We start from the raw sequence: 10,575 nt of genomic DNA, 5'->3' as shown, positions 1-10,575 counted from the left end.
CTGCTTCACGGTCTTTGCGGTTTCCTTGAAGTGGTCGGCGCGCTTCAGCGCGTCCGTCACCTCGGGCGGCATGTAGTTCTCGTCGTGCTTGGCCAGCACCTCGCGGGCCAGGAACACGCCGTCGGGGCGCAGCTTGCCCTCCGCCACCACGCCCTGGCCCTCGCGGAACAGGTCGGGCAACTGGCCGCGGTAGGCGACCTGGACGGCGTTCACCGTGTCGGTCACGCGGAACTCGTAGCTGATGCCGTCGGGCAGGCGCTTGAAGCTGCCTTCCTCGACCAGCCCGCCCAGGCGGAAGCTGCGGTCGCCCACCGCCTTGCCCTGCGCCTGCTGGGTCTGCAGGTCGGTGGGGCTGAAGAAGAAGACGATGTTGTCCTGGAACGCGGTCAGCGTCAGCGCGGTCGCCGTGCCCAGCCCCAGCAGGGCCAGGAACAGCATGTAAAGGCGGCGTTTCTTGCGTGTCATCCTTCACTCACTCCCGCGGCGGCCTCGTGCCCCGCGGCTTCGCGGCGCGCGCCGTCCCGGCGGTTGCGGCGGCGCGGGGCACGGCTGCCCTCCAGCGCCTTCAAGGTCGCCTCATTGGCGCGCAGCGCCTTCAGCGTGGCGACCAGGAGGCCCACCAGCACCACCGCCGCCACCGCGTAGGAGGGCCAGACGTAGGCGGCGTAACCGCCCATTGCGAAAAACTCAGCCATGACGCTCAGCGGTCCGTTCCGGGAACTGCCCCGAATGAAGGCGATCCATGCGGCGCTTTCAAGGCGGTCCTCACGTTACAATACGAAATCATCATGTCTGCTCAGCCCTGTGCTTCACTCAGCCGCAGCGTCTGGATCTTGCGCTGGACGATCTCGGCGCGCAGGCGCAGCAGCACGACCGTGATGAAGTAGAAGGTGAAGGCGAACGCCATGACCAGCAGCGGCACCAGCATGGACGAGGCGATGCTGGGTCCGCCCATCTTGATGACGCTGGACGGCTGGTGCAGCGTGTTCCACCAGTCGACCGAGAACTTGATGATCGGCACGTTGACGATGCCCACCAGCAGCAGGACGTTGCCGGCCTTCATGCCGCGCTGCGGATCGTCGAAGGCGTTCACCAGCGCCATGTACCCCAGGTACAGGAAGAACAGGATCAGCATGCTGGTCAGCCGCGCGTCCCACACCCACCAGGTGCCCCACATCGGCGCGCCCCACAGTGACCCGGTGACCAGGCACACGAAGGCGAAGCCCGCACCCACCGGGGCCGCGGCCTTGGAGAACAGGTCGGCCAGCGGATGTTTCCACACCAGCCCCAGCGCGGCGGAGATGGCCATGTTGGTGTAGACGAACAGGCTCATCCACGCGGCGGGGACGTGGATGTACATGATGCGGACCGTCTCGCCCTGCTGGTAGTCGGGCGGGCTGTCGAACAGGCTGAGGTACAGCCCGACGATCATCAGCACGACGGTGATCCCGGCGCTCCACGGCAGGACCAGCGCCGACAGGCGCTGGAAACGGGCGGGATTGGCGAAATAGTCCAGGCGCATGGAACGGCGTACTCCGGGAAGGCTCCGGTTCTGTCCGGTCGATATAGGCGCACATCTGCCCGAGAGCGAGGGGTTTTGCCTTGATCTTTGTCAGGCCGGCGCGCGAATCGGGGGTGGGTTGACGGCTGGCGGGGGTGGGGCACGTTTGGTAGAGTTGCAGCCGTGCCGGCAGGGAGGATCCGATGGGCATGATCACCGTCCGCGACGTGGACGATTCGCTGCTGCGGGCGCTGGAACAGCGCGCCACAGCGGCCGGCCGTTCGGTGGAGGAGGAGGTGCGGTGGATCTTGGCGCAAGCGCTCGATCCGGCGCGGGATCCCAGCCGGCAAGCCTTCATCGAACTGATGCGCCAGCGACGCGCGAGCTACGGAGACCGCATTTTTCCCGACAGCGCCGAGATCATCCGCGAAATGCGGGATGAACGGTCAAACGAGGTCGGCGGTCTCTGATGCGCGGCGGGCGGACATTCGTCGTCGACTCAAGCGTCGTGCTGAAGTGGCGACTGCCGGAAGCGGACAGCGCGCTTGCCGAGTCCCTGCTGGAGAAGGTTTTGTTCGCTCCGGACCTCTTGCTCGCCGAATGCGCAAATGCGTTTTGGAAGCTGGTGCGCCGCGGCGACATTGCTGCGGCGGATGCGGTCACCGCTCTGGCCGACCTGAGAAAAGCACCGATCAATCTGATGCGCGATGGCGATCTGGTGGAGGATGCACAGCATCTGTCCCTCAGTTTGGACCATCCCATATACGATTGCCTTTATCTCGCGTTGGGAATGCGCTGCGGCGTGCCGGTGGTGACAGCGGACGAACGCTTCGCCAGGAGGGTCGAGCAACGTCCTGATCTGGCTGGCGCTGTTGTCCGTCTCTCGTCGCTTCCCGACCTCGCCTGAGCTACTCCATCGCCTGCCGCAGCGCTGCGGCACCCGCCCAGGGGGCCAGCGGGAGGGCGGCGGCCAGCAGGCCGGACAGGATCAGCAGATGCGGGCGGGGCGTCAGGCCGGTGAGTGCGGCGTCGATGGCGCCGGCGCCGAAGATCAGCACGGGGATGTACAGCGGCAGGATCAGCAGCGACAGCAGCACGCCGCCGCGCCGGGCACCCAGCGTCAGCGCGGCGCCGATGGCGCCGATCAGGCTGAGGATCGGCGTGCCCACCGCCAGAGTCAGCACCAGCACGCCGAAGCCCTCCGCCTCCATGTTCAGCAGCACCGCCAGCAGCGGGGCGGCGACGATCAGCGGCACGCCGGTGACCAGCCAGTGCGCCAGCGTCTTGGCCAGCACCACCGCCTCCATCGGCAGGGCGGACAGTGCCAGCAGCTCCAGCGAGCCGTCCTCGTAGTCGGTGAGGAACAGCCGCTCCAGCGACAAAAGCGACGCCAGGAGCGCCGCCACCCAGATCACGCCGGCGGCGATGCGGGCGAGGATGTTCGGCTCCGGCCCGACGCCGAAGGGGAACAGCACCACGCACAGCACGAAGAACATCACGGCGATGGTGGCGTCCGAACCCTGGCGCAGCGCCAGCCGCAGGTCGCGCCCGACCAGCGTCAGGAAGCGGTTCATGCGGCGTCCTCCTCGGGCATCTCGTCGTCGTCCTCGTCGTCGGCCGACAGGGGCGTGAAGTCGTCGAGGTGCAGTTCTTCGGCACCGGGCAGCGCGATGTCGGCGTGGGTGGACAGCACCACCATGCCGCCGCCGGCCCGGTGTTCGGCGATAATCCCCTCCAGCAGCGCCACGGCGGCGCGATCGAGCGCCACGGTCGGCTCGTCCAGCAGCCACAGCGGCGCCGGGGCGGCGAGGACGCGGGCGAGGTTGAGGCGCCGCTTCTGCCCGGCCGACAGGTAGCGGCCCGGCACCCCGGCGATGTGCGGCACGCCCAGCCGCTCCAGCGCCGACCGCGCGTGCGCCATCGGGTCGGCGGCACCGCCCAGCGACGCCCAGAAGGCGAGGTTCTCGGCGGCGGTCAGCACCGGCTTCACGGCGTCCAGGTGGCCGACGTAGTGCACGCGGCGGCGGTGCCCCTCCGGCTCCTCGGCGACCGACAGGTCGTCCCAGGCGAGCGTGCCGCGCCACGGGCGCAGGAAGCCGGCCATCACGCGCAGCAGGCTGGACTTGCCCGAGCCGTTGGGGCCCAGCAGCAGCAGCGCCCCGCCGGGGGCAACGCGGAAGTCCAGGCCGGTGAACACCAGCCGGTCGCCGCGCAGGCAGGTCAGGTCGGTTCCGGCGAAGTCGGGCATGCGTGGGGGCTTTGCGGCGGGACGATCGATGACGTGCCCCGGAGCTATACCACAGGGCGGCCTGCCGCCAAGAAGATATGGGGCAAAAAGAAACGGCCACCGCAGGGGGCTCTCGCGGTGGCCGCATGTCCAGCCGGGGCCTGGCTGGGGGGCGCCGGGGGCGGCGCCCTTTAGGTGGTGGGGGCTGTGGATGCTTGCGCATCCTATCCATGGGCGATGCTGCCCGGCCCGTGTGACCTGGATACGACCAGAAAGTGGCGAAATTTTGATTTGTCGTCCGGAGGGGGCAGAGCACCCCCTTGCGCGCGGGGGCCAAAACGGTTACCCGCGCATTGACAGCGGGACGCCCCGCGCAGCCAGGACACCGGCCCCATGCACCTCCTGCTCGACCTGTTCAACGGCCTGTCGGACGTCGCCCGCGCCGTGCTGGCGCTCAGCGTCGTGTCCGTGGCCGGGCTGGCGCTGGGGCACGTGAAGATCAAGGGGGTGGGGCTGGGAATCGGCGGCGTGCTGTTCGCCGGCATCGCCGCCGGCCATCTGGCGCGGGTGGGCGGCGTGCAGTTCGACACGCACGTCCTGCACTTCGTGCGGGAGTTTGGGCTGATCCTGTTCGTCTACACCATCGGCATCCAGGTCGGCCCCGGCTTCTTCGCGGCGCTGAAGCGCGCCGGGCTGGGGCTGAACCTTATGGCGGCGTCCATCGTCGTGCTGGGCGCGCTCACCGCCGCCGCCATCCACCTCGTCACCGGCACGCCGCTGGCCGCCGTGCTGGGCATCTTCTCCGGTGCCGTCACCAACACGCCGTCGCTGGGTGCCGCGCAGGAGATCCTGGCCGCCGTCCGCGCCCCGGCCGAGCAGCTGGCCCTGCCCAGCCTGGGCTACGCCGTCACCTACCCGTTCGGCATCGCCGGCATCCTGCTGACCATGAGCGTGCTGCGCGCCGTCTTCCGCGTCGACACCGCGCGCGAGGCCGCCGCCTTCGAGGCGCAGCGCCGGGCCGAGGTGGCGAACCTGGAAACGCTGGACGTGGCCGTGCGCAACCCCGGCGTCACCGGCACGCTGCTGCGGGATATCCTGGGCGACGACGGCGTCGTCGCCTCCCGCCTGCTGCGCGAGGGGACGCTGCAGGTGCCGCACGCCGACACGGTCCTGCATCCGGGCGACGTGCTGCACCTCGTCGGGCCGCGGCCGAAGCTGGAGAAGCTGAAGACCTACCTGGGGCAGGAGTACGAGAAGCCGCTCACCACCAAGGGCACGGACATCCGCTGGGATCGGCTGGTGGTGACCAACCCGCACGTGCTGGGCAAGTCCATCGCCCAGATGGACGTCGCTGACGCCTACGGCGTGGTGATCAGCCGCGTCAACCGCGCGGGCGTGGAACTGGTGCCCTCGGCGGCGCTGAAGCTGCAGTTCGGCGACATCCTGACGGCCATCGGCAACCCGGCCGACCTCGGCCGCGTCGCCGCGCTGATGGGCAACTCGCAACGCCGGCTCCAGCAGGTGGAGTTCATCCCGGTGTTCATCGGCATCGCGCTGGGGATCCTGCTGGGCTCCATCCCGCTCTACGTGCCGGGCATGCCGGCGCCGCTGAAGCTGGGGCTGGCGGGCGGGCCGCTGGTGGCGGCGATCGTGCTGTCGCGCCTGGGCCACCTGGGGCCGCTGGTGTGGTTCATGCCGCCGGCCGCCAACACGGCGCTGCGCGAGCTGGGCATCGTGCTGTTCCTGGCGGTGGTCGGGCTGATGTCCGGCGGCCGATTCGTCGAGACCCTGGTCGAGGGGCAGGGGCTGACGTGGATGCTGTACGGCGCGCTGATCACGCTGGTGCCGCTGATGGTCGTCGGCTTCTTCGCCATGGCGGTGCGGCGCCTGAACTACCTGACAGCCTGCGGCCTGCTGTCCGGCAGCATGACCGACCCGCCGGCGCTGGCCTTCGCCAACGCGCTGTCGCCGTCGGAGGCGCCGGCGCTCGCCTACGCCACCGTGTACCCGCTGGTGATGTGCCTGCGCATCCTGGCGCCGCAGATCATCGTGCTCTTGCTTTGGTAAGTGGCGCGTCGAACGAAGATCCGCTTTGCATCAAGGATTTGCCGGTCTAGCTTGTGAACGACGACCGGCTTTCCACCACGGCACCCCCGCATGCACCGACCGACCGATCCCAACGCGCCCGAGGCCGTCCGCATCGATGGCCTGCACAAGCGTTTCGGCGCGCTGGACGTCCTGAAAGGCGTGTCGCTGACGGCGCACGAGGGCGACGTGGTGTCGCTGATCGGCTCCTCCGGCTCGGGCAAGAGCACGCTGCTGCGTTGCATCAACATGCTGGAGGTGCCGGACGAGGGCCGCGTGGTCATCGGCGGCGAGGAGATCCGGCTGAAGCATGGCCGCGGCGGCCGCACCGTGCCGGCCGATCCGCGGCAGGTGGAACGCATCCGCACGCGGCTCGGCATGGTGTTCCAGGGCTTCAACCTGTGGACCCACATGACCGTCCTCCAAAACGTCGTCGAGGCGCCGGTGCACGTGCTGGGCGTCAGGCGCTCGGAAGCGGTGGAGCGGGCGCGGATGCTGCTGGACAAGGTGGGCATTCTCGACAAGGCCGAGTCGTACCCCATGCAGCTGTCCGGCGGGCAGCAGCAGCGCGCGGCGATCGCGCGGGCGCTGGCCATGCAGCCCAAGGTGATGCTGTTCGACGAGCCGACCTCCGCCCTCGACCCCGAGCTGGTGGGCGAGGTGCTGCGCGTCATCCGCCAGCTGGCGGAGGAGGGCAACACCATGATCCTGGTGACGCACGAGATGGCCTTCGCCCGCGAGGTGTCGTCGGAGGTGGTGTTCCTGCACCAGGGGCGGATCGAGGAGCAGGGGCCGCCCGACAAGGTGCTCCTGAACCCCGAATCGGAGCGCGTCCGGCAGTTCCTGGCGCGCCATCTGCCGGGTGCGGACTGATCGCTAAGCAATGTGGAACAGGGACAACAAAAAATGGAGAAGCAGGTGAGAAAGAGCATTGTCGCGCTGGCGCTGGGAGCCGTCGCCCTGACCTTCGCCGGGGCGTTCGCGGGGGCCGCGGATGCCAAGGACTGGAAGAAGATCCGCATCGCCACCGAGGGCGCCTACGCGCCGTGGAACGCCACCGACGCGTCGGGCAAGCTGGTCGGCTTCGAGCCCGACCTGGCGAAGGAGCTGTGCAAGCGCATGAACGCCGAGTGCGAGGTGGTGGCGCAGGACTGGGACGCCATCATCCCGGCCCTCCAGCAGGGCAAGTACGACGCCATCATGGCCGGCATGTCGATCACCGACGAGCGCAAGCAGGTCATCGCGTTCTCCCGCCCCTACGGCAGCGACCCGGTGATCTTCGCCACGCTGAAGGACAACCCGCTGGCCGCCACCAAGTTCGAGATCGACCGCATCGAACTGGCCACCGTCGAGCCGGCCGAGCAGAAGGCGATCGACGCGCTGGCCACGGCGCTGAAGGGCAAGACGGTGGGCGTGCAGGTTTCCACCATCCACGCCGAGTTCATGCAGAAGCACCTGCCGAAGGTCGAGGTCCGCACCTACGACAAGCTGGACAACGCCGGCATCGACCTGGCGTCCGGCCGTGTGGACGCGATGATCGGCGACCGCTCGGCCGTCGAGGCCATCGCCAAGGAGGCCAAGAACATGGCGCTGTTCGGGCCGAACCTGAACGGCGGCGTGCTGGGCACCGGCGTGGGCGTCGGCCTGCGCAAGGCGGACGCGGACCTGAAGGCGCTGTTCGACAAGGCCATCGCGGAGGCCACCGCCGACGGCACGGTCGGCAAGCTGTCCACGCAGTGGTTCGGCTTCGACATCGCCATCAAGTAAGGATAGGCAGGTAAGGATAGGAAAGGCCTTCCCCTGCCATCGGCGGGGGAAGGTGATTCTGGATGCTGGATCTCCTGGCCTTTGGCAGCAGCGGGTGGGGCGACGAGCTGCTGGGCGGCGCGGCGATGACGCTCGCCGTGGCGGTGTCGTCGTTCCTGCTGGGGCTGCTGTTCGGCTCGGCCGGGGCGGCGGCGAAGCTCAGCTACAGCCTGTTCCTGCGCGGGGCGGCGGAGGTCTACACCACCGTCGTGCGCGGCATTCCGGAGCTGCTGGTCATCTACCTGCTGTTCTTCGGCGGCGGCAACATGCTCCAGGCCGTGGCCGGCGTGTTCGGCTACGAAGGGTTCATCCAGCCGAACGCCTTCACCGTGGGCGTGGTGGCGGTGGGCCTGATCTCCGGCGCCTATTCGACGGAGGTGATCCGCGGTGCGGTGCAGTCCGTCCCGCACGGCCAGATCGAGGCGGCGCGGGCCTGCGGCATGGGGCGCTGGCTGATCCTGCGCCGGATCCTGGTGCCGCAGACGCTGCGATTCGCGCTGCCGGGGCTGGGCAACGTCTGGCAGCTGACCTTGAAGGACACCTCGCTCATTTCCGTGACGGCGCTGGCGGAGATCATGCGCATGGCGCACGTCGCCTCCGGCTCCACGCGGCAGCCGTTCCTGTTCTATGCGACGGCGGCCGTTCTGTACCTGCTGCTCACCACGCTCTCGACCGTCGTGTTCGAGCGGGCGGAGCAGCGCGCCATGCGCGGCGTGCGGAGGGCGTGAGGCGATGAACTGGCAACTGATGGCCGACACGTTGCCCCGCCTGCTGGCCGGCGTGCCGCTGACCCTGCAGCTGGTGGTACTGGCGGAGATCCTGGGGGTGGTGCTGGCGACGGGTGCTGCGCTGGCGCGCCTGTCCGGCAACCGGGTGCTGGAGGGGGTGTCGCAGGCCTACGTCTTCGTGTTCCGCGGCACGCCGCTGCTGGTGCAGATCTTCCTCATCTACTACGGCCTGGGCCAGTTCCCGGCGATTCGCGAGAGCGTGCTGTGGCCGGTCCTGCGCGAGCCGTACTGGTGCGCGGTGCTGGCACTGATGCTGAACACCGGCGCCTACACCAGCGAGATCATCCGCGGCGGCATCCAGTCCGTGCCGCACGGGCAGGTGGAGGCGGCGCGCGCCTGCGGCATGGGCCGCTGGCTGACCTTCCGCCGGATCGTGGCGCCCATCGCGATTCGCCAGGCGCTGCCGGCCTACGGCAACGAGGTGATCCTGATGGTCAAGGCCAGTTCGCTGGCCAGCACCATCACGCTGATGGAGATCACCGGCATCGCGCGGCGGATTATCGCGCAGAGCTACGCCGTGTTCGAGGTGTTCATCGTGGCGGGGACCATCTACCTGGTGATCAACTTCACCCTGGCCGCGCTGGTGCGGATTGCCGAGCGGCGCCTGACGCCGTGGGTAAGGGTGTAGGGCCTGTTTCTCCCCTTTTAACCGTCATGGCCGGGCCCAGTCCCGGCCATCCACGTTCTTTGGATTGGTCGGAGTGCGTGGGTGCCCGGCACAAGGCCGGGCATGACGAGAATGTCGGGGCGAACGCAGCCCAAAAACGAAAAAAGCGCCCATTGGGCGCTTCTTCGTGATCCGGAGAAATTGGTGGAGCCGAGGAGGGTCATGCAGGCACCGGGTCAGGTCTGTCCGGTGACATTGTCGCCCCCCGGCTGATGCCGGTCGAGTTCATGATGAGAACAGGGCCGGCGACATCGCCGTCAGAGGGCTCCCCAGGACCGTCTGGTGGCGATCCGGTGGTCACGGCCCAGCCTTGGGGCCGTTCCTCTGCCGGCGGCAATCCTGCTCGTCGAGCCGGTCGCCCGGCCGTCGTCGGCTTCGTCCATACCGCCGTGATGGGGGCCGGCCGGCGGCTGGATCACCCCCAGGCGTCGGCGAGCCGGTCGGCGATTGCCGCCGTCGAGCACCCGCATTGGACAACCACGCGGTTCGGCCCGTCCAACCGGGCGTCGATGATCGTCACGTCGTCCAGGTCCTCGCAGCCCGCCCGGAAGCGGTGCCAGTCGATGGGGTCGAGGGCGAGAGTGACGATGTGGTCGTGGTGCCCGCGTGCACGGCGGGAGGGATTCCAGACGATCTCGGCGGATTTCATGCGGCTCTCCATGGTCAAGACGCCCAGGCCGGCGTCGAGGTATTTACCGTCGGAGCCGTACTGGGCCGGCGTGTCGGGCAAAGGGTCACGCCGGTGCCTGGGGCTGCCGGCCGGTCAGCTTGGTTCGCCACTTCCGGACGGATCGAGGTTCGATCCCAACGGCCGCCGCGATCTGGTCGGGCTGCTCCCCCAGGGCCAACCGGCGGGTGACTTCCGCAATGCCGGCTTCGGTCAGCCGCTTCAGTCCGCCCCGCATGACGACGAGGTCGCCTTCGGAGGCTGGGCCTCGGCGGATCTGCTCCAGGCTGGCCTGGAACGTCTTCAAGAGATCCTGCTGCTCGGCCTGGATGCCGGCGAGGCTCTGCTGGAGTTCGGTCTTTGCCCGACCGAATTCCTCCAGGTACCTCTCGGCTGTCTGGCGGATCTCCGCCAAGGCAGCGTCCAGGCGTTGCTGGAGCGGCGGCAGCACCGGCGGTGTCGGTTGGGCCAGCAGGTCCTCAAGATGATCGGCGAAGGCGGGATCGGCCCGAAGCCGTTCCGCCAGCTTCCGGATGAGGTCGTGGTGCTCCTCCGGAAAGCGGAGGTTCAACTGGGGCTGCTTCATGGCCGGCTCCGGCTGGCGTGGCGTCCTGGGGCGTGGGCTAGCCCGTGCTATCCTGGGCTAGCCTTTGGGCTATCCCGGCCTAGCAGGGCTATCGCCGGGGATAGCAGGGTGTATAGACCGGAGACATCCTTTACAGGTGTTCGGGGACATCATTGACACATATGGGCGTGGACGAAGCTTAGCGAGGGCTTGGCCATGCCATTCCAGGAGGTGTCGAAGATGTCCCTGCGTCTGGAGTTTGTGACGCT

Annotated in this window: 14 protein-coding genes; 7 read left to right on the top strand and 7 right to left on the bottom strand. The window is 68.6% G+C overall.

Translation table 11 applies throughout. The features are described from left to right. The 3 genes from ccmE to VED21_RS04565 form a co-directional block, all read right to left on the bottom strand. The coding region (gene ccmE, locus VED21_RS04575) for a cytochrome c maturation protein CcmE (RefSeq protein WP_324881137.1) at positions 1–465 on the bottom strand (465 nt) is incomplete at its 3' end. Beyond that, entirely contained in the window at positions 462–695 is a 234-nt protein-coding gene (gene ccmD, locus VED21_RS04570; RefSeq protein WP_324881136.1) for a heme exporter protein CcmD, read from the bottom strand. The genes ccmD and ccmE, both read right to left, overlap by 4 nt. Positions 696–796: 101 nt before the next feature. Then, positions 797–1,516: a heme ABC transporter permease gene (locus VED21_RS04565; protein WP_324881138.1), complete on the bottom strand. Its 720-nt coding sequence runs from the start codon at positions 1,514–1,516 to the stop codon at positions 797–799. A 188-nt stretch (positions 1,517–1,704) separates the two neighbouring features. On the opposite strand from VED21_RS04565, the gene VED21_RS04560 reads away from it, so the two are divergent. Continuing rightward, the gene (locus VED21_RS04560; protein WP_324881135.1) at positions 1,705–1,971 is read left to right on the top strand and encodes a FitA-like ribbon-helix-helix domain-containing protein; all 267 of its coding nucleotides are present in this window, start codon (positions 1,705–1,707) and stop codon (positions 1,969–1,971) included. Next, the gene (locus tag VED21_RS04555; RefSeq protein WP_324881134.1) at positions 1,971–2,408 is read left to right on the top strand and encodes a type II toxin-antitoxin system VapC family toxin; all 438 of its coding nucleotides are present in this window, start codon (positions 1,971–1,973) and stop codon (positions 2,406–2,408) included. The genes VED21_RS04560 and VED21_RS04555 overlap by 1 nt, the downstream gene beginning before the upstream one ends. A 1-nt stretch (position 2,409) precedes the next feature. Here VED21_RS04555 and ccmB read toward each other — a convergent pair whose 3' ends face one another. Both ccmB and ccmA read right to left on the bottom strand, forming a co-directional pair. Further along, positions 2,410–3,075, bottom strand: a complete 666-nt coding sequence (gene ccmB, locus VED21_RS04550; protein ID WP_324881133.1) for a heme exporter protein CcmB — start codon at positions 3,073–3,075, stop codon at positions 2,410–2,412. Further along, the gene (ccmA, locus tag VED21_RS04545; protein WP_324881132.1) at positions 3,072–3,749 is read right to left on the bottom strand and encodes a heme ABC exporter ATP-binding protein CcmA; all 678 of its coding nucleotides are present in this window, start codon (positions 3,747–3,749) and stop codon (positions 3,072–3,074) included. The genes ccmB and ccmA overlap by 4 nt, the downstream gene beginning before the upstream one ends. A gap of 372 nt (positions 3,750–4,121) precedes the next feature. Between ccmA and VED21_RS04540 the strand changes: the two genes are divergently transcribed. The 5 genes from VED21_RS04540 to VED21_RS04520 all read left to right on the top strand — a co-directional run bounded on the left by VED21_RS04540 (position 4,122) and on the right by VED21_RS04520 (position 9,035). Further along, positions 4,122–5,795 (top strand): putative transporter, encoded by a 1,674-nt coding sequence (locus VED21_RS04540; RefSeq protein WP_324881131.1) that lies wholly within the window; start codon positions 4,122–4,124, stop codon positions 5,793–5,795. Between the two features lie 90 nt (positions 5,796–5,885). Next, a complete protein-coding gene (locus tag VED21_RS04535) occupies positions 5,886–6,686 on the top strand; it encodes an ABC transporter ATP-binding protein (RefSeq protein WP_324881130.1) in 801 nt (266 codons plus the stop codon). Positions 6,687–6,731: 45 nt separating this feature from the next. Further along, entirely contained in the window at positions 6,732–7,580 is an 849-nt protein-coding gene (locus VED21_RS04530) for a lysine/arginine/ornithine ABC transporter substrate-binding protein (RefSeq protein WP_324881129.1), read from the top strand. A 62-nt stretch (positions 7,581–7,642) separates the two neighbouring features. Continuing rightward, positions 7,643–8,347, top strand: a complete 705-nt coding sequence (locus VED21_RS04525) for an ABC transporter permease subunit (RefSeq protein WP_324881128.1) — start codon at positions 7,643–7,645, stop codon at positions 8,345–8,347. Between the two features lie 4 nt (positions 8,348–8,351). After that, positions 8,352–9,035 (top strand): ABC transporter permease, encoded by a 684-nt coding sequence (locus tag VED21_RS04520; RefSeq protein WP_324881127.1) that lies wholly within the window; start codon positions 8,352–8,354, stop codon positions 9,033–9,035. A 454-nt stretch (positions 9,036–9,489) separates the two neighbouring features. Here the strand turns inward: VED21_RS04520 and VED21_RS04515 are convergent, their stop codons facing one another. Together VED21_RS04515 and VED21_RS04510 are read right to left on the bottom strand one after the other, a co-directional pair. Next, the gene (locus VED21_RS04515; RefSeq protein ID WP_324881126.1) at positions 9,490–9,723 is read right to left on the bottom strand and encodes a hypothetical protein; all 234 of its coding nucleotides are present in this window, start codon (positions 9,721–9,723) and stop codon (positions 9,490–9,492) included. A gap of 85 nt (positions 9,724–9,808) precedes the next feature. After that, positions 9,809–10,327, bottom strand: a complete 519-nt coding sequence (locus VED21_RS04510) for a hypothetical protein (RefSeq protein WP_324881125.1) — start codon at positions 10,325–10,327, stop codon at positions 9,809–9,811. Between the last annotated feature and the right edge of the window lie 248 nt (positions 10,328–10,575).

The sequence above is a fragment of the Azospirillum sp. genome, assembly GCF_035627195.1.
In the GTDB taxonomy this organism is placed as follows: domain Bacteria; phylum Pseudomonadota; class Alphaproteobacteria; order Azospirillales; family Azospirillaceae; genus Azospirillum.
The sequence above is the reverse complement of the archived record's forward strand: the minus strand, read 5'-3'. Positions and strand labels throughout refer to the sequence as shown.